At 73.1% G+C, this 25,916-nt stretch carries 17 protein-coding genes; 8 read left to right on the forward strand and 9 right to left on the reverse strand.

All coding sequences use genetic code 11. From position 1 onward, the window contains the following. Positions 1–87: 87 nt before the first annotated feature. The 4 genes from JK361_RS32675 (at position 88) to JK361_RS32690 (ending at position 8,130) form a co-directional block, all read left to right on the forward strand. Positions 88–795, forward strand: coding sequence for a GntR family transcriptional regulator (locus JK361_RS32675; RefSeq protein WP_201825285.1), 708 nt, complete (start codon positions 88–90; stop codon positions 793–795). A gap of 69 nt (positions 796–864) precedes the next feature. Further along, positions 865–2,394 carry a hypothetical protein gene (locus JK361_RS32680; protein ID WP_201825287.1) on the forward strand — a complete coding sequence of 510 codons (1,530 nt, stop codon included), beginning with the start codon at positions 865–867 and terminating at the stop codon, positions 2,392–2,394. Between the two features lie 133 nt (positions 2,395–2,527). Then, entirely contained in the window at positions 2,528–3,406 is an 879-nt protein-coding gene (locus JK361_RS32685) for a hypothetical protein (protein ID WP_201825289.1), read from the forward strand. A 71-nt stretch (positions 3,407–3,477) separates the two neighbouring features. Continuing rightward, positions 3,478–8,130, forward strand: a complete 4,653-nt coding sequence (locus tag JK361_RS32690; protein WP_201825291.1) for a coiled-coil domain-containing protein — start codon at positions 3,478–3,480, stop codon at positions 8,128–8,130. 66 nt (positions 8,131–8,196) lie between these two features. Here JK361_RS32690 and JK361_RS32695 read toward each other — a convergent pair whose 3' ends face one another. From JK361_RS32695 to JK361_RS32730, 8 genes are all read right to left on the reverse strand, one after another. Continuing rightward, a complete protein-coding gene (locus JK361_RS32695) occupies positions 8,197–9,750 on the reverse strand; it encodes a GMC family oxidoreductase (protein ID WP_201825292.1) in 1,554 nt (517 codons plus the stop codon). A 34-nt stretch (positions 9,751–9,784) separates the two neighbouring features. Next, positions 9,785–11,356 carry an APC family permease gene (locus tag JK361_RS32700; protein WP_201825294.1) on the reverse strand — a complete coding sequence of 524 codons (1,572 nt, stop codon included), beginning with the start codon at positions 11,354–11,356 and terminating at the stop codon, positions 9,785–9,787. Positions 11,357–11,375: 19 nt separating this feature from the next. Beyond that, entirely contained in the window at positions 11,376–12,842 is a 1,467-nt protein-coding gene (locus tag JK361_RS32705) for an aldehyde dehydrogenase family protein (protein ID WP_201825295.1), read from the reverse strand. Next, a complete protein-coding gene (locus JK361_RS32710; RefSeq protein WP_201825297.1) occupies positions 12,835–13,995 on the reverse strand; it encodes an aromatic ring-hydroxylating oxygenase subunit alpha in 1,161 nt (386 codons plus the stop codon). Before JK361_RS32710 ends, JK361_RS32705 begins: the two co-directional genes overlap by 8 nt. Continuing rightward, positions 13,992–14,153, reverse strand: a complete 162-nt coding sequence (locus tag JK361_RS32715; protein WP_201825299.1) for a hypothetical protein — start codon at positions 14,151–14,153, stop codon at positions 13,992–13,994. Before JK361_RS32715 ends, JK361_RS32710 begins: the two co-directional genes overlap by 4 nt. A 9-nt stretch (positions 14,154–14,162) precedes the next feature. Beyond that, complete coding sequence (locus JK361_RS32720) at positions 14,163–16,625, reverse strand: GcvT family protein (RefSeq protein ID WP_201825300.1); 2,463 nt, start codon at positions 16,623–16,625, stop codon at positions 14,163–14,165. 379 nt (positions 16,626–17,004) lie between these two features. Continuing rightward, positions 17,005–18,090 carry an S-(hydroxymethyl)mycothiol dehydrogenase gene (locus JK361_RS32725; RefSeq protein ID WP_201825302.1) on the reverse strand — a complete coding sequence of 362 codons (1,086 nt, stop codon included), beginning with the start codon at positions 18,088–18,090 and terminating at the stop codon, positions 17,005–17,007. Positions 18,091–18,505: 415 nt separating this feature from the next. Further along, positions 18,506–19,345, reverse strand: a complete 840-nt coding sequence (locus JK361_RS32730; RefSeq protein WP_201825304.1) for an IclR family transcriptional regulator — start codon at positions 19,343–19,345, stop codon at positions 18,506–18,508. 301 nt (positions 19,346–19,646) lie between these two features. Between JK361_RS32730 and JK361_RS32735 the strand changes: the two genes are divergently transcribed. Together JK361_RS32735 and JK361_RS32740 are read left to right on the forward strand one after the other, a co-directional pair. Further along, positions 19,647–19,970, forward strand: a complete 324-nt coding sequence (locus JK361_RS32735) for a bifunctional 3-phenylpropionate/cinnamic acid dioxygenase ferredoxin subunit (protein ID WP_201825306.1) — start codon at positions 19,647–19,649, stop codon at positions 19,968–19,970. Positions 19,971–20,259: 289 nt separating this feature from the next. After that, positions 20,260–21,477, forward strand: a complete 1,218-nt coding sequence (locus tag JK361_RS32740; protein WP_201825308.1) for an NAD(P)/FAD-dependent oxidoreductase — start codon at positions 20,260–20,262, stop codon at positions 21,475–21,477. Positions 21,478–21,680: 203 nt separating this feature from the next. Here JK361_RS32740 and JK361_RS32745 read toward each other — a convergent pair whose 3' ends face one another. Further along, positions 21,681–22,214, reverse strand: coding sequence for a hypothetical protein (locus JK361_RS32745; RefSeq protein ID WP_201825310.1), 534 nt, complete (start codon positions 22,212–22,214; stop codon positions 21,681–21,683). A 420-nt stretch (positions 22,215–22,634) separates the two neighbouring features. Between JK361_RS32745 and JK361_RS32750 the strand changes: the two genes are divergently transcribed. Together JK361_RS32750 and JK361_RS32755 are read left to right on the forward strand one after the other, a co-directional pair. Continuing rightward, the gene (locus JK361_RS32750; protein WP_201825311.1) at positions 22,635–25,484 is read left to right on the forward strand and encodes a nitrate- and nitrite sensing domain-containing protein; all 2,850 of its coding nucleotides are present in this window, start codon (positions 22,635–22,637) and stop codon (positions 25,482–25,484) included. Next, positions 25,481–25,915, forward strand: coding sequence for a roadblock/LC7 domain-containing protein (locus JK361_RS32755; RefSeq protein ID WP_201825313.1), 435 nt, complete (start codon positions 25,481–25,483; stop codon positions 25,913–25,915). The genes JK361_RS32750 and JK361_RS32755 overlap by 4 nt, the downstream gene beginning before the upstream one ends. Position 25,916: the final 1 nt, after the last annotated feature.

Here is a 25,916-nt window from a genome sequence, read left to right on the forward strand (position 1 = left end):
AGCCGTGCGGAGCACCGTAGAGGATCGTTCAACGATCCTTCAATACCCACGTTGTCTCGTCCCGGGGTCTGCGATTGAATTCCGGGCATGGCAGAGCAGCTGACGGGACTGGCCGGCGACCGGGCCCTCCTGGGCCGTACCAGCACCGCGGAGCGGGTCTCGGACATCCTCAGGAGCCGCATCTCCGAGGGCTACTTCCCGCCCGGCACCCGGCTGTCGGAGGACAGCATCGGCGGGGCCCTCGGCGTCTCCCGCAACACCCTGCGCGAGGCGTTCCGGCTGCTCACCCACGAGCGGCTGCTGATCCACGAGCTGAACCGCGGCGTGTTCGTCCGGGTCCTGACCGTCGAGGACGTCGAGGACATCTACCGCACGCGCTCCCTCGTCGAGTGCGCCGTCGTCCGCGGCCTGGGCGAGCCGCCGTACCCGCTCCGGGGACTGGCCGCGGCGGTCGCCGAGGGCGAGCAGGCGGCCGTCGACGGTGACTGGAAAACGCTGGGCACCGCCAACATCCACTTCCACCGGGAACTGGTCGCCCTCGCCGGCAGCGAGCGCACCGACGAGCTGATGCGCAGCGTCTTCGCCGAGCTGCGGCTCGCCTTCCACGTCGTGGACGACCCGCGCCGGCTGCACGAGCCGTACCTCGCCCGCAACCGCGAACTCCTGCGGACCCTGGAGGCGGGCGACCAACACGGCGCGGAACGGCTGCTGGAGACCTACCTCGCGGACTCGCTGGAGCGGGTGGTGGAGGTGTACCGCCGCCGGGTGGGCGAGGACGGCACCGGCACGTGTTGAGCCCCTGTGACGGTCGTCGCTTCTGCGTCGTTTGGGTTGTTGTCAGACCGAGGACCTAATCTGTGCAGCGTGACTTCGCCTGCATCGACGGACCGTGTTCCGCCCCAGCTCAGCGCGGGGCCGCGCCCGGCTCCGGGTCCGGCCGCCGACGAGGGGCTGGCGCGCCGGCTGCGCGCGCTCGCCTGCACCGCGCCGCTGCACGACCTGGACGCGCGCAAGGCCAACCTGGCCGGCGAGTACTCGGTGTACGGGATGGCCGAGGTGGCCCTGGCCGCCATCGACCTGGTCACGCTGAACATGGACTTCGACACCGGCGCCGACCACGAACAGATCGTGGCCCGGCTCGTCCCGCGCATCGCCGCCCAGGCCCCGCACCGGCCCGCCGCCGAACACGAGCGCGTGGCCCGCTGGGTCCTGGAGAACCTGATCAACGTCGGCAGCGCCGACCGCGGCTTCCGCGCCGTCTACGGCACCTTCGCGCCGGACGGCAGCTACGTCCGCCGCGACTACGACTTCAAGCTCATCGAGGAGGTCCCCGGCCCCGGCGGCACGGTCTACCTGCGCACCACCGACGAGGCGGTCAACGTCCTGGTCGGCGCCCTCGACACCGACGTCACCAGCGCCCAGATCGCCGCCGAGGTCAAACTGGAGGTGCTGATCAACCGCGGCCGGCTCGCCGACGCCCAGCTCGCCGCCGAGCAGGCCCGCTACCGCACCGTCCAGTACTCCGAGACACTCCGCCGGGCCCTGGACGCCACCCGGCGCAACGTCCGCGCGGTCGACTGGCTCAACGCCGTCCCTGACATGATCACCGAGGCCCTGGACCACGTGGCCGAGCGCTACCGCCACGAGAACGCCATCCTCACCAACATCCGCAAGGCCCGCGACGAGACCGAGGAGCCCGAGCACAAGCGCCGCGCCGCCGAGCTGGTCGACATCGTCAAGGACTGCATCCGGCGCCACACCCAGCTCCAGTCACGCCTGCTGGAAGCCGGCCCGCTGTTCCGCGCCGAACAGGACCGGCAGGCCTTCGCCACGCCGGCCACCACGTCCGGGATCGACCTCTACGGCCATCTCGTCGCCCCCGCCCTGCCGCTCCCCCTGGAGCAGGCGATCCGGGTCACGGACGCGTTCTTCGCACGCGGCACCGGACTGCGCACCCCGGTGTCCGTCCGGGTCGCCGACCTCGTCGGCATACTGCTGACGCCCCCCGTGGAGCGGGAGCACCTGGGCGCCGAGATGCCCGAACCCGACCTGATCGCGACGCCGGACGACAGCCGGTTCAGCGAGGAGCAGCTGGCCGCGGCGACCGAGCTGCTGGACCTGCCGGCGGACGCGCCGAGAAGACTGTCGGGGCTGCTCGCCGAGGCCCGCCGGACCGGCGACCCCGATCTGGCCTACCTGGTCGCCCTGCTGGCGGTCCACGCGGCCAGTCCCCCCGTCGGCACCGCCTACCGGCAGGGCGAGGAGAAACTGCTGTTCGCCGTGGACGACGGGACCGAGCTGGACGATCCCGAGTTCGGCGGCGCGGACCTGATCGTGGGGACCGCGTTGCTGGACGCGGCGGGGATGGCCGCGGACCGGACGGAGGCCGCGTGATGGCCCTGCCGCAGGGCGGGCGCGGGCCCGCCGAGGCCGGCCGCACCCCGCGGCCGAACCGCCGACCGGTACGGCCCCGCGTCCCCGGAGGAGCCGGCCGGCACCCCCGTTCCCACATCAAGGAGTTGCAGTCGTGAGCGAGCCCGTCGAGTGGAGTGAGGCGGAGCCGTCCGCCCCGTCGGCGACCACCGCCGTCACCCCCGCCGACGCCGCCGACGCGGCGCGGCTCGTCGCCTTCGGGCTCCAGCCCAAGCTGGCCCCCGCGCGCGACCAGGAGTACACCGAACTGCTGCGGCGCTACCGCGAAGACCCGGCGTTCGCCCGGCTCGCCGACGCCGTCGCCGCCGGCCTCGGGCTCGTCGTGCTGGAGGTGTCCCCGCGCGCGGGCATGGCCGTGACCGCCGCCGAGGACTCCGTCTTCGCCGTCCGCATGGGCGACTACGCGCGTCGCACCGCCGCCGACTCCGGCGACCGCTTCCTGCACGGACTCGCCCATCTCGCCGCCGCCGCGCTGGCCTTCCCGCGCCCCGAGGACCTGGCCGACGACTCCTACATCGGCCGCGTCACCGTCAACGGCGTCGACGCCTTCGTCCGGCAGGCCTGCCGCCGGCTGGAGGAGCGCGCCGCTGAGCAGGGCGAGAACACCGACCCGGCCACCGACGCCCCCGGCCTGGAGGCCGCCTGGCGGATCTGGGCCAGACGCAGCGCCACCGGCGCCACCAAGGACGCCCGCCGGCCCGCCGCCTCCACCACCGGCATCGTGGCGAAGGCCCTGGCCTTCCTCACCGACTCGGGCTTCCTGCAGCGCACCGGCGACGACAACGGCGGCACGTACCGCACCACCGCCCGCTACCAGCTCCAGGTCCGTGACATGGCCGGCAGCGCCGCCCTGGCCGAACTGCTGGAGCTGGGCGTCGTCCCGGTCACCGACGGCACGGCCAGCCTGCTGCCCGCCGAAGACACCGACGACCTCGACCTGGTGGCCGACGCCGGGCTGCCGTTCCACTCCTGACGCCGGAAGCTCCCGCAGCTCCGAAAACCGCCGAACCACCGCACCTTTCACCAGACTTACGAGAGTCCGCCATGTACGAGCTGTCCCGGGTCCGCCTCTACTCCATCGGTCCCGCCGGTGCGCGCTACGCCGACACCGTGCTTGACCTGCGGGGAGTCGGCGAGCCCGTGCCCGACCCGGCGCCCACGCAGGCGGAGTTCTTCGAGGAGGAGCCGTCGGGCCCGCCGCGCCGGCCCGCGCCCGCCGGCGTGCTGTTCCTGGAGAACGGCGGCGGCAAGTCCGTCCTGCTCAAGCTGATCTTCTCGGTGATGCTGCCGGGCCACCGCAACACCCTCGGCGGCGCCAGCTCCGGCGTGCTGCGCAAGTTCCTCCTCGCCGACGACTGCGGCCATGTGGCCCTGGAGTGGCAGCACGTGCAGACCGGCGAGTGCGTGGTCGTCGGCAAGGCCAGCGAATGGCGCGGACGGCAGGTCTCCAACGACCCGCGCAAGTTCGCCGAGGCCTGGTACTCCTTCCGGCCCGGCCCCGGCCTGAGCCTGGACAACCTCCCCGTCGCCGAGGCCACCGCCGTACGGCCGCCCGCCGAGGGCACCTCCGGCGCGCAGGGCCGCCGCCGCACCATGAAGGGCTTCCGCGACGCCCTGACGGAGGCCGGCAAGGCCTACCCGCACCTGGAGGTGCACTGGGAGGAGATCCACGACCGGTGGATCGAGCACCTCGGCGACCTCGGCCTCGACCCCGAACTCTTCCGCTACCAGCGCGAGATGAACGCCGACGAGGGCGAGGCGGCCGGACTCTTCGCGGTCAAGAAGGACTCCGACTTCACCGACCTGCTGCTGCGCGCCGTCACCGACACCCGTGACACCGACGGCCTCGCCGACCTCGTCGGCGGCTTCGGCAACAAGCTCGGCCGGCGCGCCGAGCTGATCGCCGAACGGGACTTCACCGCCGGCTCCGTCGACCTGCTCGGACGGATCGTCGAGGCGGCAGGGACACGCGCGCGTGCCCGTGACGTCCACGCGGGAGCCGAGCGGCGCACCCGCACACTGGCCCGGCGGCTGTCCGCGCGCGCCGTGCGGGAACGCGTCCGGGCCGCCGACCTCGCCCAGCGGGTCACGGCCGCCGCCTACGCCGTCACACACTCCGAGGGCGCCCGCGAACGCAGCGCCCTCGTCGCCGCCGAACTCGCCTACCGGCACGCCTCGCTGGCCCTCGCCGCCGCCGAGAAGTCCGCCGCCGCGCAGAAGCGCGAACTGGCCGACGCCCGCACCCTGCACTCCGCCTGGCAGGCCGCCGAGGCCGTCCTGCGCCACCGCGCCGCCGCCGACCGCGTCGCGCGCGTGTCCGCCGCCATCCAGGAGGCCGAGCGGGACGCGGCCCCCGCGCTCGCCGCCCGCGCCAAGGCCGCCGTGGACCTCGTACGCGCCCTGCACGCCGCCGCCGGGAGCGCCGAGGCCCTCGCCAACGAGGAGGAGGAGCGCTCCGCCGCCCTCCAGGAGGCCGGCGACTCCGCCTACCGGGACTCCACCTCCGCCGCCACCGAGGCGCAGCGGGCCCGCAGCGAGGCCGGACACCTGCGCCAGCGCCTCGACGAGGTCGAGCAGGAGACCGCCGAGGCGGTCCGCGCCGGCTGGCTGGACGACAGCGCCCCGGACGCCGACCCGGCGCGGGCCGCGCTCGCCGCCAGCGACGCCGAGAAGACCGCCGTCGCCGCCTGGGACACGGCGCGCGAGGCCGCCCGCAAGGCCACCGAGCACGCACGCGAGGCCGCCTCCGCCGAGTCCCGCGCCGAGCTGACGGCGGCCCGCGCGGCCGACGCGGCGGCCGCGGCCGAACGGGCGCACGACGCCGAGCGGCGCCTCGCCGAGTCGCTGGCCACCGAGGAGCGGCTGGCGGAGCTGCTGAGCCTGCCCGGCGCACCCGGTGCCGTGCGCGTGCCCGGCCCCCGCACGGGAGCGGACGACGGCATCCCGGCCCCCGAGGGGAGCCACCGCACCGCCGGCGAGGGCTTCCTCGGGCCGGAGGAACTCGACCGCTACGCCGACGAACTGCGCGAACTCCTCGACGACGCCGTGTCGACCGCCGAACGGCACCTGTTCGACCTGCGCACGGCCGCCGCCGACGACGCCCGGATCCTCGGTGCCCTCGGTGACGGCGGACTGCTGCCGCCCGGCCCGGACGTGGTGGCCACCGTCGAGTTCCTCGGCGAGCACGGCATCCCGGCACTGCCCGGCTGGCGCTACCTCGCGCAGGCCGTCGACCCGGCCGACCACGCGCGCGTGCTCGCCGCCCGCCCCGAACTGGTCGACGGTGTGATCATCACCGACCCGGACACGCACGCGCGTGCCCGCGAGGCCCTCGGCGACGCCGCCCTGCTGCCCCGCTCGGCCGTCGCCGTCGGCACCGCCGCCGCGCTGCTCGCCCCGCCCCCCGCCGCCGGCACCACCCACGCAGACGTGTTCCTCGTGCCGCCGAACCCGGCCATGCACGACGAGCACGCCGCCGACGAGGAACGGCAGGCACTGCGCGCACGGGCCACCGAGCGCGACGAGGAGATCCGCTCCCTCGCCACCCGCCTGGGCAAGGACCGCGAACTGGCCGCCCGGCTCGCCTCCTGGCGCACCGGCTGCCCCGCCGGGCACCTCATCGAGCTGGCCCGGGCCGCCGAGGAGTCCCGCGCCTTCGCCGACGAGGCCGAGGCCGAACTCGCCGAGGCGCGGACCGTGCGCGCGGAGGCCGACGAGGCCGCCGCCGAAGCCACACAGGTCCGCGACGAGCGGCAGGAGGCCGCACAGAAGGCCCGGCGCGCCGCCGACGCCCTCGCCGGCCTCGCGTTCCGGCTCCGCGAGCGCGCCGGCTGGCAGGTGAAACTGCGCGAACTCGCCGACGAGGCCACCGAGTCCGAAGCCCGCGCCCAGGTCTGCCTGGAGCGCGCCCGCGCCGCCGACGAGGACCGCCGTGCCGCCCAGCGCGCCGCCGACGACGCCCGCCGCACCGCGCGCGCCCTGCGCGCCGAGCGCTCCGAGATCGCCGGCGCCCCCGACGACGTACCCGTCGAGGACGCGGACGCCCCGAAGGCGTCCCTGCCCGCCCTCCGCGAGGCCTACCGGGCCGCCTCCCAGGTGTACGAGAAGGTCGGCGTCGGCGCCGACCTGCGCGCCGAACAGGCCCGCGCGGAGAGCGACGAGAGTGCCGCCCGCGCCGAGCTGGACCGGCTCAGCAACAAGGTCCGCACCCGCGCCGAGCAGCTGCTCCAGTCTCCCGACGGCTCCGACGGGCCCTCCCGGCAGGCCGCCGCCGCGCGCGCGGAGGAACTGGTGCAGCTCCTGGAGACCCGCATGTCGAGTGCGAGCGAGCAGCTCGGCCGGCTGCGCGGCGAGGCGGAGCGGCACGCGCCCGGGGACGGCGAGGCGCACACCGAGCTGCCCGGGGAACTCGTCCCGCGCGACGCCGAGCACGCCCAGGCCCTGCTGCGCACCGCCACGGCCGAACTCGCCGCCCGCACGGAGGCGCTGGCGGAGGCCCGCGAGGCGCACGCGGAGCTGCTGGACGCCCACCGCGCCGCCGAGGACGCCGCCGGCGGCTTCGACGAGATCGCCGCGATGCTCCGCGACCTGCTGCGCGAGCATGCCCCCGAGGAGGAGCAGGAGGAACCGGAGCCGTACCCCGGCACCCTGGAGGAGGCCCGGCACTCCGCCGCCGAGGCCCGCCGCTCGCTGCGCGGCTGTGCGGCCGACCTGTCCACCGCCGAGGCGGCCGTGCGCGAGGCCGGCGACGTCCTCGTCCGGCACGCCAACTCCACGCGCTACGAGCAGGTCCGCACCCCGGCCCGGCAGCAGATCCGCGAGCTGCCCGCCGCCGCGCTGCCCGAGCACGCCCAGAAGTGGGCGGACGCGTTCGCCCCCCGGCTGCGCGTCCTGACCGACGAGCTGGCCCAGCTGGAGCGCAACCGCGACTCGATCGTGGACCGGCTGCGCGGTCTCGTGGAGTCGTCCCTGGCGACCCTGAGGTCCGCCCAGCGGCTCTCCCGCCTGCCGGAGGGGCTCGGCGAGTGGTCCGGCCAGGAGTTCCTGCGCATCCGCTTCGAGGAACCCGACCAGGCCACGCTCACCGAACGGCTCGGCGACGTCATCGACGACGCCACGCGCGCGGCCGTGAAGAAGAACTCCGACCTGCGCCGCGACGGCATGTCCCTGCTGCTGCGCGGCGTCGCCGCGGCACTTCAGCCGAAGGGCGTGGCCGTCGAGATCCTCAAGCCCGACGCCGTACTGCGCGCCGAACGCGTCCCCGTCGGCCAGATGGGCGACGTCTTCTCGGGCGGCCAGCTGCTCACCGCCGCCATCGCCCTGTACTGCACGATGGCCGCGCTGCGCTCGAACGACCGGGGGCGGGACAAGCAGCGGCACGCGGGCACGCTGTTCCTGGACAACCCGATCGGCCGCGCCAACGCCACGTACCTGCTGGAGCTCCAGCGGGCCGTGTCCGACGCGCTGGGCGTCCAGCTGCTGTACACCACCGGCCTGTTCGACACCACCGCGCTGGCCGAGTTCCCGCTGGTCATCCGGCTGCGCAACGACGCCGACCTCAGGGCGGGACTGAAGTACATCAGCGTGGAGGAGCACCTCAGGCCCGGTCTGCCCCAGCAGCCCCAGGCCGGAGAGACGGTGCACAGCGAGATCACGGCGACGCGGATGTACAAGAAGCCTGCGAGCAGCGCCCCGTAGGGGGCGCGGGGAACTGCGCGACCGGCCCCGGCCGGTCCGCAGTCGCCCCACGACTCCGGCGCCGAGTCAGCGGGCGTCGGCCTTCAGAAGATCCGCGCACTTCTCGCCGATCACCATCGTCGTGATGCACGGGTTGACGGCGATCAGGTCGGGCATCACCGACCCGTCGGCGACCCGCAGCCCCTCGATCCCCTTCACCCGCAGCCGCGCGTCGAGCGGGGCCGAGGGGTCGTCGTCGGCGCCCATCCTGACCGTGCAGGACGGGTGGTAGACGGTGTTGTGCGTCTTGCGGATGTAGTCGAGGAGTTCGTCGTCCGACCGGACGTCCGGACCCGGCGCCAGCTCCGCGCCCGCCCAGCCGCCGAGCGCCGGCTGCGCGGCGATGCGCCGGGCCAGCCTCAGCCCGTACGTCATCACGCGCACGTCGTGCTCGTGCGTGAAGTACCGCGGATCCACCCTGGGCTTGTCCCGGTAGTCCCGCGTCCGCAGCCGTACCGTGCCGCGCGACCTCGCCTTCGTCACGTTGGGGGTGAGGCAGAAGGCGTTCTCCGAGGTCGGGTAGCCCCAGCGCGCGGTGTTCATGTCGAACGGCACGGACCCGTAGTGGAACATCAGGTCGGGCCGGTCCAGGCCGGGCTCGGTGTCGTAGAAGACGCCCGCCTCCCACCACTGGCTGGACGTGGTGGGCATGGGCTGCCGGGCCTCCCACATGATCACGCCCTCGGGGTGGTCCTGGAGGTTGTCGCCGACGCCGGGGGAGTCCGCCACCACCTCGACACCGATCTCCCGCAGATGCCCGGCCGGACCGATGCCGGACAGCATCAGCAGCTTGGGCGAGTCGATCGAGCCGCAGGAGACGACGACCTCGCGCCTGGCCCGCACCGTGCGCGTGTGCACCAGGTCGGGGTCCAGGTACTCGGCGCCGACGCACCGCCGTCCCTCCAGGACCAGCCTCTTGGCCCGCACCCCGGTCCGGACGTCGAGGTTCGGACGTCTGCCCAGCACCGGGTGCAGGTAGGCCACGGACGAGGACTGGCGGATGTTGTTCTCGTCGGAGTTGATCTGGAACCAGCCCGCCCCGCGCACCACCGTCTTCCCGGTGTTGAACGGCACCGTCGGTATGCCGGCCTGCGCGCATGCCTCCAGCAGGGCGGCACCGCACGGGTCCCCGCCCTTGAGCGTGCGCAGCCTCACCGGGCCGGTGCGGCCGTGGTGGTCGCCGGGCGCGTCGTTGTTCTCCAGCCGCCGGTAGAGCGGGAACAGGTCGGCCGCGCTCCAGCCCGCGCACCCGCGGGCCGCCCAGTCGTCCAGGTCCTCAGCGGGCGCCCAGAAGGCGATACAGGAGTTGTGCGACGAACAGCCGCCCAGCACCTTGGCCCGGGCGTGCCGCATGAAACCGTTGCCGTGGGGCTGCGGCTCGACCGGGTAGTCCCAGTCGTAGCCGGACTCCAGCAGCCCCATCCAGCGCTCCAGCCTGAGCACGTCGTCGTCGCCGACGTCGCTGGGGCCCGCCTCCAGCACGCACACCGTCACCGAGGGGTCCTCGGAGAGCCGGGCGGCCACGACGTTGCCCGCGGTGCCGCCGCCGACCACGACGTAGTCGAACTCATCGATGCTCATGTGACCTCCTGGTCAGAGCTGGGATCGGGCGGATTCAGTCGGCCGCCGGGGCGGCGAGCGGAGCGTTCGGGGCGGCGGGCGCGGCCTCCAGGCGGTGCTCGGCGAGCACGCCGGTGCGGTGCCGCTGGACGAGCCAGTAGTAGGCGAAGCCACCGCCCGCGATGACCACGACGAAGAGGACCGCACCCCAGCGCAGGTACCAGTGGTACGGCGCGGCCGCGTTGTAGACGGAGGCGCGCGGCCAGATCAGGTTGACCGTCATGACCGCGCCCCACACCACGGCGACGATGTTGACGAGCAGTCCCCAGCGGCCGAGCGAGAACCTGCCGTCGCCGGCGGGCTGCCACCTGCCGCGCAGCCGGGCCACCAGCATCGGCACGGTGACGCCCAGATAGGCGAGGTAGATCATGATGATGCCGATGCTGGTGACGACCGTGAAGATCTGCGGCTGGCGGATGTTGACCACGAGGATCGCCAGCGCCAGCACGCCGATGATCACGGCCGGCAGCACCGGGGTGTGGAAGCGGGGGCTGACCCGGGCCAGCAGCGAGGACGCGGGCAGGTTGTTGTCCCGGGCCATCGCGAAGGCCAGCCGGATCGCGGCGGTGTGCACGGCCAGCGCGCAGACCGTCACCGCGATCAGCACGCACCACAGCATCGCCTTGCCGGCCGTCGGGCCGAGCACGTCGAGCACGACGTACTGGAGGCCGTCCGTGGAAAGCTTGTCGCCGTTGAGGCTGGAGACGCTCATCAGGGCCAGCAGGAGCACCAGGCCGCCCAGGACGAACGAGGCGACGATGGCGCGGATGATCGCGCGCGGGGCGTTGCGGGACGGGTCGAGGGATTCCTCGCCGAGCGAGGCGGCGGTGTCGAAGCCGTACATGACGTACGCCGACGCCAGCGAGGCGACCAGGAAGGCGCCCAGATAACCCGTCGAGTATCCCGATCCGGTGTGGTTCGTGTGCATGACGACTTGAGGACCGCGGGTGATGTGGACGGCGAACAACACGATCAATACGACGGTCGCGATCAACTCGATGAACACGCCCGCCGTGTTGATCGTGGCCATCAGCTTGACGCCGAACGCGTTGACCAGCGTCGTGAAGAGAATCAACACGGCCGCCAGGACGACCGCGTTGGTCGCCACGTCGTACTTGCCGGTGCCGTCCCCGACGAACTGGAACGCGGACGAGATCTGCGGCAGCGTCAACTGGTAGGCCAGCGCCACGGCCGAGATGGACACGATGGACGCGATCAACATCATCCACCCGGCGAGCCAGCCGAGGTGCGGATTGCCGATCTTCTTCGACCAGTTGTACACCGAGCCGGCCACCGGATAGCGGGCGGCCAGCTCGGCGAAGCACAGTGCCACCATGAACTGGCCGGCGAACACCATCGGCCACGACCACCAGTAGGCCGGACCGCCGCTGCCGTAGCCGAAGTAGAACAGCTGGAAGGTGCCGGTGAGGATCGAGATGTAGCTGATCCCGGCGGCGAAGGTGTGGAAGTTGCCCAGGGTGCGCTTGAGTTCGGGCTTGTAGCCGAACTCGGCGAGTTCGGTGTCGTCGTGGTGGTGCGGGCCTGGCGATTGGTCGGTGGTCGTCATGAGCGGACTCCTCTGGCTGTCAGTCGAACCAGCCCTGCGGTGCCGGCGCGGTGTTGCGCCAGATGTGTTTCGTCTCGCGGTACTCGGCGAGTCCCGCCGGTCCGAGTTCACGCCCGAACCCGGACTGCTTGTAACCACCCCACTCGGCCTGCGGCACGTACGGGTGGTAGTCGTTGATCCAGACCGTGCCGAGCCGCAGCCGGCCCGCGACCCGCGCGGCCCTGGCCTCGTCGCCCGTCCACACGGCACCCGCGAGGCCGTAGACCGTGTCGTCGGCGAGCCGGACGGCCTCCCCCTCGGTGCTGAACCGCTCGACCGTCAGCACCGGCCCGAAGGACTCCTCCTGGACCACCGACATGCCGCTCGTGCACTCGTCCAGGACGGTCGGCAGATAGTAGAAGCCCTCGTCGTAGCCGGGACCGGAGGGCCGGCCGCCGCCGCAGCGCAGTACCGCGCCCTCCGCGAGCCCCCGCGCGACGTACGCCTCGACGCCGGCCCGGTGCGCCGCCGAGATCAGCGGTCCGGTCTGCGCCCGCTCGTCGAACGGCCCGCCCAGCCGGATCCCCCGCGCCCGCCGGACGACCTCGTCCACGAAGCGGTCGTGCAGCGCGTCCTCGACGAGCAGCCGGGCCCCGGCCGAGCAGACCTGCCCCGAGTGCAGGAACACGGCCGTCAGCGCCATGTCGACGGCCGCCTCGAAGCCGGCGTCGGCGAAGACGATGTTGGGGTTCTTCCCGCCGAGTTCGAGCGCGACCTTCTTCACCGTGCCGGCCGCCGCCGCCATCAGCCGGCGGCCGGTCCGCAGACCGCCGGTGAACGAGACCAGGTCGACGTCCGGATGCTCGGCGAGCGGGGCACCCGCCTCCGGACCGGCGCCCGGCACCAGATTGGCCACGCCCGGCGGCAGCCCCGCCTCGGCCAGCAGACGGACCAGGTGGATCGCGGAGTGCGGGGTCAGCTCGCTGGGCTTCAGCACGAACGTGTTGCCGGCCGCGAGCGCGGGGGCGACCTTCCACGCCGTCTGGAGCAGCGGATAGTTCCACGGGGTGATCAGGCCGCAGACGCCGACCGGCTCGTGCACCACCCGGCTGTCGACGTCCGGCCGCCCCGTGTCGATCACGCGCCCCGGCTCGCTCGCGGCCAGCCGCCCGAAGTAGCGGAAACAGTCGACGACATCGTCGATGTCGTACGCACTCTCCACCAGCCGTTTGCCCGTGTCCAGGGACTCGGCGCGGGCCAGCGCGTCCTTGTCCCGGGCCAGGAGACCGGCGACCCGCAGGAGCAGGTCACCGCGCTCGGTACCCGGCGTACGCGGCCAGGGCCCGGTGTCGAAGGCGCGCCGGGCCGCCGCGACGGCCTCCACGGTGTCCTTTCCGCCGGCCTCGTCCACGACCCCGACCAGGGAGCCGTCGGCGGGGCAGCGGATCTCCCGGGTGCGCTCGTCCAGGGCGCCCCGCCAGGTGCCGTCGATGAAGAGATCAGGCATGGTCCCGCCCCAGCCCGGCCCGCAGCCACTCGTGGAAGACGCCGATGTGGTGCTCGTTCGGGACCAGCACCCCGCCCTCGCGGTACGCGCGCGAGGACATCGCCGGCTGGGTGCGCTCGCACGCCTCGAAGTCCTGGACGTTGACGCGGTGGAACAGCTCCACGGACTTGGACACGTCCGCGCCCGAGGCCACCACCTCCGGCGCGTACAGCCAGTCGCACTCCACCACCGTGCGGTCCTCGGCCAGCGGGAACATGCGGTGCAGGATGACGTGGTCGGGGACGAGGTTGACGAACACGGTCGGCTTGACCGTGATCGCGTAGTAGCGGCGGTCCTGGCCGGCGGTCACCTCGGGGAGCCGGGCGAAGCCGGCACTGCCGTCCACGGTGAATCCCTTGATCCCCGCGCCGAACTCGGCGCCGTGGCCGACGTAGTACTGGGCGGCGTAGCCGTCGGCGAACTCCGGCAGCACCTCGGTGAGTTCGGGATGGATCGTCGCGCAGTGGTAGCACTCCATGAAGTTCTCGACGATCAGTTTCCAGTTGGCCTTCACGTCGTAGGTGACGCGCTTGCCGAGAGCCAGCCGCTCGGTGCCGTAGTGCTCGATGGCGGCGGCGTCGCCGAGCCGTTCCATGGCCGCGTGCATCACCGTGTCCTCGAAGGAGGGCGGTTCGTCGGCGAGGCACACCCAGGCGTAGCCCAGCCACTCGCGCAGGGCCACCTTGATCAACCCGTACGCGACTCGATCAACGTCGGGCATCTTGATCAAGTTGGGCGCGGCGATCAACTTGCCGTCAAGGTCGTACGTCCATGCGTGATACGGGCATTGCAGGCTACGCCGTACCTCGCCGGCCTTCTCGGTGCACAGCCGGGCACCGCGATGCCGGCACACGTTGAGGAAGGCGCGCAGCTCGCCGGTGCGGGTCCGGGTGACGACGATGTTCTCGCGGCCCACCTGAACCGTGCGGAAGGAGCCCGGCTTGTCCAGGTCGGCGCTGCGCACCGCGCAGAACCAAAGGGACTCGAAGAGCTTCTCCTGCTCCTGCCGGAAGATCGACGGGTCGGTGTAGTAGCGGCCCGGAAGCGTCGCGACGAGGCTCGGGGAGAGCGGGCCGGCGGAGGTCGGGGTCGGTGAGATCGGGGGCGTCGTCACGGGCGGGCTCCTCGGGCGGGCGCGGCGGCGAGGCGGACGGCATCGGACAGCGCGGTCGGATGCGCGGTGGAACCGGTCGGCCGGCGGTGTGCGGTGACAGCGGCGGCGCTGCCCGGCGCGCCGAGTCCGGCGACGGCGACGTCGTAAGAAGGTGGCACGGACGCCTCCTAGCGGCGGATGCGGGTCATCCCGGGGTCGAAGAGCGGCTCGTCGGCGACCGTGGCCGGAACCTTCTCGCCGAAGTACTCGATGTGCACACCGGTACCGGTGGCGAGACCGGCCGGCAGCCAGGCGTAGGCGACACAGCGGCCCAGCGTGTAGCCGTAGGACGCGCTGGTGACGTAACCGGCCGGGACGCCGTCGGCGAAGACCGGCTCCTTGCCGAGGACCACGGCGGCGGGGTCGTCGAGCAGCAGCGGGGTGAGCCGGCGGGTGGGTTCGCCGGCCCGCTGGAGCGCCGCCTTGCCGACGAAGTCCTCCTTGTCCATGCGGACCGCGAAGCCGAGGCCCGCCTCGAAGGGGGTGTGTTCACCGGTCATGTCGGTGCCCCAGGACCGGTATCCCTTCTCCAGCCGCAGGGAGCCGAAGGCGGAGCGGCCCGCGGCGACCACACCGAGGTGCCGGCCGGCCTCCCACAGCGTGTCCCAGAGCCGCAGGCCCAGGTCGGCGGTGGTGTACAGCTCCCAGCCCAGCTCGCCGACGTAGCTCAGACGCATCGCCGTCACCGGAACATGTCCGAGGTAGGTCTGCTTCGCCCGGAAGTAGCCGAACCCCTTGTGCGAGAAGTCGTCGCCGGTCAGGGGCTGGACGAGGGCGCGGGCGAGAGGGCCCCAGACGCCGATGCAGCAGGTGCCGGAGGTGATGTCGCGGACCTGAACGCCCTCGGGGGCGTGCCGCAGGAGCCGGTCCAGGTCGGCCGGGGAGTTGGCGCCGACCTGGAACCGGTCGGGCCCCAGCCGGGCGACCGTGAGGTCGGAACAGATGCCTCCGGTCTCGTCCAGGAGCAGGGTGTAGGTGACCGCGCCGGGCTTCTTGCGGAGATTGTTGCTGGTCATGCGGTCGAGGAAGGCGAGGGCGCCCGGGCCGGTGACCTCCAGTCGGCGCAGCGGGGTCATGTCGTACAGGGCGACTTTCTCCCGGGTGGCCTTCGCCTCGGCGGCGGCGACGGGGGACCAGTAGCGGGCCGACCAGGCGTCGCGCTCGGGCAGCTCGCCCAGGGCGTCCACGAGCGGGGCGTTCGCCTCGTACCAGTGCGGGCGCTCCCAGCCGGTGCCCTCCAGGAAGAAGGCGCCGAGCTGCTGCTGCCGGGCGTAAAAGGGGCTGACGCGCAGGGGGCGGGGCTGCTCCATCGGCTGGAGGGGGTGGAGCACGTCGTACACCTCGACGAACTGCCGGGCGCCGCGTTCACGGACGTACGACGGTGAACGCTGCACGTCCTCGAAGCGGGTGAGGTCGCACTCGTGCACGTCGACGGACGGCCGCCCGTCGACCATCCACTCGGCCACCGCCTTCGCCACCCCGGCCGAGTGGGTCACCCAGACCGCCTCGGCCAGCCAGAAGCCCCGCAGCCGCCGCGCCTCGCCGAGCACCGGCATGCCGTCCGGCGTGAAGGAGAAGATCCCGTTGAACCCGGTCTCGATCTCCGTCCCGCGCAGGGCGGGCAGCAGCCGGCGGCAGTCCTCCCAGCTCGGCTCCCAGTCCTCGGCCGTGAAGGGGTAGGAGGACGGCATCTCCATGTCCCGGGCGCGCGCCTCGTCGTACGCGGGGACCGTGAACGGGTCGACCGGCATTGGACGGTGCGCGTACGAGCCGATCCCGAGGCGGTCGGTGTGCTCGCGGAAGTACAGGTCGCGGTCCTGGAAGCGGAGGATGGGGCGGGACGCCTCGGCAGTGGCGCCCGCCAGCTCGGCCAGCGGCCGCGTCTTCGCATACTGGTGGGCGAGGGGCTGAAGCGGTACGTGCAGACCGGCCATGCGGCCGATGACCGGCCCCCAGAACCCGGCCGCGGACACCACGTGGTCGGCCGGAAAGGTGCCCTGGTCGGTGACGACCGCGGTGACCCGGCCGTCCTGCTGCTCGATGCCGGTGACCGTGTGCCGGTCCAGGAAGCGGGCGCCGCACGCGCCGGCGCGGTCCATCTGGGCCCGGGCCGCGAGGAGGGCCCGGGCGAGACCGTCGTCCGGGGTGTGGAAGCCGCCGAGGACGACCGAATCGTCCAGCAGCGGCCACAGTTCCTTGCACCGGGCCGTGCTCACGATCTCGCCGCGGATGCCCCAGGAGGCCGCGTAGCCGGCCCTGCGGTGCAGATCGGCCAGGCGTTCGGGGGTGGTCGCGAGTTCCAGGCCGCCCACCCGGTGGAAGCAGGAGACGCCGTCGGCCTCGAGGGAACTGAACTTCTCGACGGTGTACCGGGCGAACTCCGCGAGGGTCTTGGACGGGCTGGTCTGGAAGACCAGGCCGGGGGCGTGCGAGGTGGAGCCGCCCGGGGCGGGCAGGGGGCCCTGTTCGAGGACGGTGACGTCCGTCCAGCCGCGGGCGGTCAGTTCGTCGGCGAGGGAGCAGCCGACGATGCCGGCACCGATGATGACGACGCGGGGTCCCTGGGGCCGTTCTTCGGGGGTGCTGGACATGCCCCTCCTTGTGGCGGGGATGGCGGGATGGGCGGGGATGACGGGTGCGGGGGAGTCGCTCGGGCGGCGCGGACGTTCCGCCGCTCGGCGGCTGGTCGTCGTGCCCCGCCGGGCCGGTTCGCACGAGGGCGGCCGGTGTGGACGGCGGTGGCCGGTGTGTGCAGGAAAGTGGCTGGTGTGTACGAAGGGGCTGTTGTTACAGGAGTGGCTGTTGTGACGAGGGTGGCCGGTGGTGTACGAGGGTGGCCGGTGTGCACGACTGTGGCGCCCCGACAGGGTCAGCGGCCGGGTGCGGCGGGGCGGCCGTCGAGTTGCCCGCGGTCCGGGCGGCGGGTGCCGCAGGTGAGGGCCCGTTCGGCGCGTACCGTCGCGCGCCGGCTCACAGGACGACCACCGAGCGCAGCACCTCACCGCGGTGCATCTTGCCGAACGCCTCCTCCACCTGGTCCAGGGCGATCGTCTCGGACACGAACGCGTTGAGATCGAGCAGGCCGTAGAGGTACTGGTCGATCAGGAACGGGAAGTCCCGGCTCGGCAGACAGTCCCCGTACCAGGAGGACTTGATGGCGCCGCCGCGCGAGAAGACGTCGATCAACGGCAGTTCGACCTTCATCTCGGGGGTGGGGACCCCGACCTGGACCAGCAGACCCGCGTGGTCGCGCATGTAGAAGGCCTGCAGGAACGTCTCGGGGCGGCCCGCCGCGTCGATCGCGATGTCCACCCCGTGCCCGTCGGTCAGCTCCCGGACGGCCTCGACCGGGTCGGTTCCCCGGGAGTTGACGGTGTGTGTGGCACCGAACTTCTCCGCCTGGTCCAGCTTCCTGTCGTCGATGTCCACGGCGATCACCTTCATCGCGCCGTTCAGGCAGGCGCCCGCGATGGCCGCGTCGCCGACACCCCCGCAGCCGATGACGGCGACCGAGTCACCGCGGCCGACACGGCCGGTGTTGACCGCCGCGCCGTAGCCGGCCATCACCCCGCAGCCGATGAGCCCGGCCGCCTCGGGCCGCGCGGCCGGGTCGATCTTCACCGCCTGGCCCGCCGCGACCAGCGTCTTCTCGGCGAAGGCGCCGATACCGAGGGCGTTGGTGAGCGGGGTGCCGTCCGGCAGCGTCATGGGCTGTGCGGCGTTGCGGGAGTCGAAGCAGTACCAGGGCCGGCCACGACGGCAGGAACGGCAGCCGCCGCACGGCGCGCGCCAGGCCAGCACGACGTAGTCGCCGGGCTCGAGGCCGGTGACCCCGGGGCCGACCGCCGCGATCGTGCCGGCCGCCTCGTGGCCCAGCAGGAACGGGAAGTCGTCGGTGATCGCGCCCTCCCGGTAGTGGAGATCCGTGTGGCACACCCCGCAGGCCTGCACGTCGACCAGTACCTCACCGGGCCCCGGATCGGGGACGACGATCGTCCGCACCTCCACGGGTGCGCCCTTCTCCACTGCGACTACGGCACGGACCTCGTGTGGCACGACAAGCTCCTCTGCTGTTGCGCATTGCACGATGGGTTGCGCGATGGGGAACATACTGAGAACGGCGCCACGGAGCCGTCAAGGGGCGCGCGTCAACCCTTGGTGAAAGGAACCCGTGGGGCGAAACCTCTCGGACACACGACGGCGCGGGACCGACGCACGACGGCGCGGGACCGGTGACGTCCCGGTCCCGCGCCCTAGTTCGGTCCGTGTGCGCGGTGAGGCCCCGTCAGGACGAGGGCGGGGCAGGGGGAATGGCGATCAAGCCGTGGCAGGAGGAGTGACGGCCCGGCCGGCGCGGCCGGAACCCCGGGTCTGGGTCTGGGTCTGGATCTGCGGCTGGGGCTGAGGCTGTGTCCTGGTTTGAGGCTGGGTTTGGGCCTGCGTCTTGGTTTGAGGCTGGGCCGGCTTCAGGTCAGAATCCGTATCCCATGCGCCGGGACAGCTCGGCGCCCGCCGCGACCGTCCGCTTGGCCACCTCCGGCAGCCGGTCGGCGTTGAGCCGGTACACCGGCCCCGACACGCTGATCGCCGCGATCACCTTGCCGTCGTGCGCACGCACCGGTGCCGCGACGGCCGCGAGCCCGAGTTCCAGTTCCTCGATCGTGACGCCGTACCCCTGCTGGACCACGGCCTCCAGTTCGGCGCGCAGCATCGACGCGCCGGTGACCGTACGGTCCGTGAACCGCGGCAGCGGCCGCGCCAGCAGGCCCTCGCGCAGGGTCGGCGGCATGTGCGCGAGCAGCACCTTGCCGCTGGAGGTGGCGTGCAGCGGGGTGCGTCTGCCCAGCCAGTTCTGCGCGGTCACGGACGCGGTGCCGCGGGCCTGCATGATGTTGACCGCCGCGTCGTCGTCGAGCACGGCGATGTTGACCGTCTCGCCCAGCTCGTCGGCGACCTCCCGGCAGACCGGGACACCCTCCTGGGAGATGTCGAGACGCACTGCCGCCGCCCCCGCCAGGCGCAGCACGCCGGCCCCCAGGTAGTACTTCCCGCGGTCCTTGGCCTGGGCCACCAGACCGCGGTTCTCCAGGACGCCGAGCAGCCGGAACGCCGTGGACTTGTGGACGTCAAGCTCCTCGGCGATCTCGGTCACGCCCGCCTCGCCGTGCCGGGCGAGAATCTCCAGCACGCTCACGGCGCGGTCCACCGACTGCACCGCGCTGGCCGCTCCGCGGCCGCCCTGCCTCTCCGGGGTACCTGGGACTCGCGGGCTCTCCTCGCTGCGGTCGGACTGCTTCTGCGTGCGGGTCATGGCTCAACTCTCACCACCTGTCGGCCCGGTTCGGGCCGCATCTGCGGGAAGCCCTTGACGCGACGGTCGTCCCGCCCGGATTCTGTTGCGCATAGCGCTGGATCGTGCGCCATGCGAAACATCATGTTACCGAAGTGTCCGAATCCCGAAAGGGTGCCGGACCACCCGGACCGATGACGGTCCGTCACTCCCTTGCCGCTTCACCGGGCCGGACCGATGTGGGTCCGGGCTCCCGGCAGCACCCTGACGCCTGCATCGAGCAGGTCCCGGGCCGAGCGTCCCGGGACCGAGAGGGGGGCCCGTGATTCCCGTCTGCCGCCTCGAAGACCTCCCCGAGGGTGAGTCCGTCCGCGTCGCGACCGCGCCGCCGATCGCCGTGTTCCACACCGAGGACGGCGAGTTGTACGCCATCGACGACACCTGCACCCACCAGGACGCGTCCCTCTCGGAGGGCTGGCTGGAAGGCTGCCTGGTCGAGTGTCCGCTGCACGCGGCCTCCTTCGACCTGCGCACCGGCGAACCGACCTGCCTGCCGGCCCGGCGCCCCGTGCGCACCCACCGTGTCACCGTGCAGGACGGCGTCGTGCACGTCCACCTCGGTGCGGAGGAGGGCACGGCCGCATGAACACCGCCGGACGTTCCGCCCCCGGCGCCCCCGCCGCCCCCGCCGCCGGACTTTCCGCCCCTGTCACCCCCGGCGTCGGGGAGCCTGCCCCTGTGGCCCTCGCCGTCGGGGAGCCTGCCCCTGTCGACCCCGCCGTCGGGGAGCCGGCCCTTGCCGTCCACTTCGCCGGGCATCCCGTCCCTGTGGCGCCCGCCGCCGGGGACCCCGCCCCTGTCACCCCCGGCCGTCCGCCCGGTGCGGCACCCGCTCTTACGCCCCGCCCCGCCCCCGACGCCAGGAGCCGTGCCCTGTGAGGACTGTGACCATCGTCGGCGCCTCGCTCTCCGGGCTCTACGCCGCACGCGAACTCCGCACGCAGGGCTTCGACGGCCGACTCGTGATCGTCGGCGAGGAACCCCATCACCCCTATGACCGCCCTCCTCTCTCCAAGGACTTCCTCACCGGCCGCGCCGACGAGAGCCGGCTCGCACTCACCGACGCCGACGAGACCGCCGCACTCGACGCCGAGTGGCTGCTCGGCGTCCGCGCCCACGGGCTCGACCCCCGCGGCCGCACCGTCCTCCTCGACGACGGCCGTACGGTGTCCACCGACGGCGTCGTCATCGCCACCGGCGCCGCCGCCCGCCGGCTGCCCGGTGACGGCCTCGCCGGCGTGCACACCCTGCGCACCCTGGACGACGCCCGCGCCCTGCGCGCCGACCTCACCCGCGGCTCCCGCCGGGTCGTCGTCATCGGCGGCGGCTTCATCGGTGCCGAGACCGCCTCCTCCTGTGCCCGGCTCGGCCACACGGTCACGGTGGTCGAGGCCGCCCCGCTGCCGCTCCTTCCGCAGCTCGGCACGGACATGGCCACGGTGTGCGCCGCACTGCACCGCCGCGGCGGCGTGGAACTGGTCACCGGGACCGGTGTGGCCGCGCTCCGGGGCACCGCCACCGTCACCGGCGTCGACCTCACCGACGGCCGCACCCTGCCCGCCGACATCGTGATCACCGGCATCGGAGCCGTCCCCGAAACCGGCTGGCTGGCGGGCTCGGCACTCGCCCTGCACGACGGCGTGCTGTGCGACGACGGCTGCGTGACCGCACTGCCCCAGGTCGTCGCGGTGGGCGACGTCGCCCGCGTCGGCGGCACCAGGGCCGAGCACTGGACCTCCGCCACCGAGCAGCCCCGCGCCGCGGTGACCAACCTGCTCGCCGGCCGCACCCTCGTGACCGCGCGCACCGTGCCGTACTTCTGGTCCGACCAGTACGACTCCCGGATCCAGTTCACGGGCCGGCGCCGCGAGGGCGACACCGTCCATGTCACCGAGGGCGAGATCACCGACGACGGTCTCCCCGGCGAGTCCGGCTTCCTCGCCCGGTACGAACGGGACGGCCGCACCGTCGCCCTGCTCGGCGTGGACCGGCCCCGCGCCTTCCTCCGGGCCCGGCGCGAACTCCAGCGCGAGTTGCGACAGGACGGACGGCCCGGGGAGGACCGGCGGAAGACGGAGACCGCTGTGCTGTGACAGGCGGTACCGCCACCGCGTCCGGGACCGGGCCGCCCCGAGCGCGCCCCCGGCCCCGGCGAGGGCACCGGTGAACGCCTGCCGTGAATGGCGCCGGTGCCTCCCGCCGGTGCCTCCCGCTTGTGCATCGCGCCGGGCGCTGTCCGCCGCGGATGGCGCCGGTGCCGCCCACCCTGGAGGTCGCCGGGTGCCGTCCGCCGTGGTCAGGGGTGCGACAGCTGCCCGGCGCCGCCCCTGCGGCGTATCCGCTCCTGTTCCCGCAGGGCCGCCCGCTCCCGGCGGCGGCGAGCGCGCCGCTCGCGGCGAAGGGCGCGGGCCGTGCTGCTCGGCTCGGAGACCACGCCGTACCGCTGGCTCCACACCTGGCGGGTCACCCACACGTCGACCACGGCCCAGGTGGCCACCACCGTGCTCACCACACCGCTGATCACCATCGGGAACGCCAGCCAGGAGCCGGCCAGCGTGCACAGGAACGCCACCATCGCCTGTATCAGCGTCACCGCCATGACGAGGACGGCTCGCACCGCCGCCGCACGCACCGGATCGGGCATCGGATGCCGGCGCGCGGGCACCTCCACCCACAACGGCCGGTAACCCTGCCACTGTTCGTCACCGGCCGGCTCTCCGGCGTGCTCGGGGCCCGGACTACCGTGATCCGGCGCCTTCCGGCCCCACCCCACCTGTGAGCGCCCCGCCACGCTCTCCTCGGGCGCCTCGCGCCGCTCCGCCGTGCCCATCACCGTGTCACTCCCCACCGCCGGCGGACCGCTCGCCCCGGCCTCCGAAGACCTCGACTCCCCAGTGGCTGCCCGGCTTGCGCTGTTTTACGCAACCGAGGTGCGCACCGAGGCTCCTGTGGTCCCATTCCGCCCCCAATTCCCATAGAGAAGGACGAACGAGACCGCGCGAAGATTCCCAAGTGGCGAAAAAATCCGGCCAACCGCCCCTCCGGGAGGCCGTCGGCGACCGAGCGCACGCACCTGGATCGCGGTGGCAATCTCCCCCAATGCACGGACAACTCGCCATGTCTGGGAGCCGATGCGGAAGTTCACCCTCCGGACGTGTCTTCGAGTTAACTGTGAGGCGGTAGTAGGCTCGCGCCGTTTGTAGACGGACATGAGCACCCCCGACCGGCGGGGGTCGAGCTGGGGGAGGCCATGCGCTTTCGCGGGAAGTCGATCCGCCGGAAGATCGTGGCGCTGCTTCTCGTGCCGCTGGTGTCCCTGACCGCCATCTGGGGCTTCGCCACGGTACTCACGGGGCGTGAAGCGGCCCGGCTGTTCCACGTGTCCGATGTCGTCGAGAACATCGGCTATCCCATCGAGGACACCGTTCGCGTCCTGCAACAGGAGCGCCGCCAGACCCTCGTCTACCTCGCCGACCCGCGGGCCTCCGAGGCCCTTTCGGCACTGCACCGCACCCGCACCGCCGCCGACCGGGCGATCACCACGATCCGCGGGAACGCCGAGGACCACCGGGGCGGCCTGGACTCCGACGACAGCGAACGCCTGACCGCCGTGCTGGACGCCTTCGGCGGACTCGACTCCCTGCGCCGCAGCGTCGAGGAGGGCACCGTCACCCGCGCCCAGGCGTTCGATCTCTACAACCGCCTGGTGGACCCCTGCTTCGCGCTCCTCGCCGCCCTCGACGGCATCGACGACGTAGAGGTCGACAAGCAGGCTCGCGCCCTGGTCAACGTCACCCGCGCCCGCGAGCTGCTCTCCCGCGAGGACGCCCTGCTCGGCTCCTCCCTCGTCGTCGGCCGGCTCACCCCCGACGAGTCCCGGGACATCTCCGACCTCGTCGCGCAGCGCACCCTGCTGTACGACATCAGCCTCCCGCTGCTGCCCTCCGCCGAGCGCGACCGCTACGAGCGCTTCTGGAAGAACGCGACCACGGCCCCGCTGCGCGTGGCGGAACGGTCCGCCATCGCCACGGACTCCGGCACGCCGCGCGGTGTCACCGCGAAGAGCTGGGACTCCGCCGCGGCAACGGTCCTCGACGAACTCGGCACCCTGGACGACCAGGTGGGCGACCGGTTCCAGGACCGCATGCACCCCGTGGCCGTGGGCGTCATCGTGCAGGCGGCCGTCGCGGGTCTCCTCGGACTGGTGGCACTCCTCGTCTCCGTCGTCCTCTCCGTCCGGGTCGGCCGCGTCCTCATCCGCGACCTGCGCCAGCTGCGCATGGAGGCCCACGAGGCGTCCGGCGTCCGACTGCCCAGCGTGATGCGCCGGCTGTCCGCGGGCGAGCAGGTCGACGTCGAGACCGAGGTGCCCCGCCTGGAGTACGACAAGAACGAGATCGGCGAGGTCGGACAGGCCCTGAACACCCTCCAGCGCGCGGCCGTGGAGGCCGCCGTCAAACAGGCCGAACTGCGGTCCGGTGTCTCCGAGGTCTTCGTCAACCTCGCCCGCCGCAGCCAGGTGCTGCTGCACAAGCAGCTCACCCTGCTCGACAGCATGGAGCGCAGGACCGAGGACACAGACGAACTCGCCGACCTGTTCCGCCTGGACCACCTCACCACCCGCATGCGCCGGCACGCCGAGGGCCTGGTGATCCTCTCCGGCGCCGCGCCCTCACGACAGTGGCGCCGGCCCGTACAGCTGATGGACATCGTCCGCGCCGCCGTCGCCGAGGTGGAGGACTACGAGCGCATCGAGGTCCGGCGGCTGCCGCGGGTCGCCGTCACCGGGCCCGCCGTCGCCGACCTCACCCATCTCGTGGCCGAACTCCTGGAGAACGCCACGGTCTTCTCGCCCCCGCACACCGCCGTCCAAGTCATCGGTGAGCGGGTCGCCAACGGCTTCACCCTGGAGATCCACGACAGGGGCCTCGGCATGACGGCCGAGGCGCTCCTGGACGCCAATCTGCGTCTCGCCGAGACTCCCGAGTTCGAACTCTCCGACACCGACCGGCTGGGCCTGTTCGTCGTCAGCCGCCTCGCCCAGCGCCAGAACGTCCGCGTCTCCCTCCAGCCCTCGCCGTACGGCGGCACCACCGCGGTGGTGTTCATCCCCGACGCGCTGCTGACCGACGACGTCCCGGACACCAACGGCATCGGCTTCCGGCTCGACCGGGAACGCCCGGCGAAGGGCACCGAGCAGGCGTTGGGCCGTACCGCCGGGCGGTCCCAGGCACCGCTTCAGCTGCCCGGCCTGCCGACCTCCCTGCTGGACGGCCCGGTGGAACTGGAGGCGCCCGTCGACCTCGACGCGCTGGACGGCTTCCCCGGCGCCCTCGGCGACGAGGACAGCGAGCGCGGCGGCCTGTTCCGCCACCGCCGGTCCCGGCCGGGCGGCGACGAGCCGACCGCCGGCCCGCCGGCCGGCCGGCAGCCGCACGAGGAGGCCGGCGACCTCGGAGCCGTGCCGCTGCCCCGGCGCCAGACGCCCAAGCTGGTCAGCTCGCACGGCAAGCCCGTCACCGACCAGCGTTCCCGCCGCGACGAGCCGGACCGAGGGCCCGCCACCGCTCCGTACCACTCCGAGTCCGAGACGGGCGGACCGGCCCCGCTGCCGGCCCGCCGCCGTGGCACGGCCTCCCGGCGCCCCACCGGGCTCACCGACCACGTCGAAGACCGCGCCGTGACCCCGGCCGAGGGCGCCCCGGAGCCGTCCGAAGCACCGGCGCTGCCCAGGCGTACCCGGCCCAAGGCGCCGTCCGCCGGCGGCCCGGCGGACACGGCACCGTCCCTGGGTGGCCCGGCGGACACGGCGCCGTCCCTCGGCGGCGGCTCCGCACCCGCCGGTGGGACGGACCCGGAGCCGCGCACGGGGCCGCTGCCCCGGCGCGTGCGCCAGGCCAGCCTGGCTCCCCAGCTCAAGCAGGACACCGAACGGCGTGCCGAACCCACGGCACAGCCCGCCGACCGCGATGCCGAGGAGGTCCGCAGCCGGATGGCCTCGCTCCAGCGGGGCTGGCAGCGCGGCCGGGAGGAGAACGCCGCGGGCGACGGGGCCCGGGACGGCACAGCACAAGGAACGACTAAGGGGGACGGTCGATGACCGCACCGAAGGCCACCGGCCACACGCCGACGAACACGGGGGACCTGAACTGGCTCCTGGACGACCTCGTCGACCGGGTAGCCAGCATCCACAAGGCCGTCATCCTGTCCGGCGACGGACTGCCGACGGGGGTGTCCAAGGACCTGTCCAGGGAGGACGGCGAGCATCTGGCCGCCGTGGCGTCCGGCTTCCACAGCCTCGCCAAGGGCGTCGGGCGCCACTTCGACGCGGGCAGTGTCCGGCAGACGGTGGTCGAGCTGGACGGCGCCTTCCTCTTCGTCACCGCCGCCGGGGACGGCAGCTGCCTCGCCGTCCTCTCGGACGCCGACTCCGACGTCGGGCAGGTCGCTTACGAGATGACGCTCCTGGTCAAGCGGGTCGGCGTGCATCTGGGCACCGCCCCGCGCACCGATCTGCCCGCAGGCGGGTAGT

Origin of the sequence: Streptomyces musisoli, assembly GCF_016741855.1 — a bacterium.
Taxonomy (GTDB): domain Bacteria; phylum Actinomycetota; class Actinomycetes; order Streptomycetales; family Streptomycetaceae; genus Streptomyces; species Streptomyces musisoli.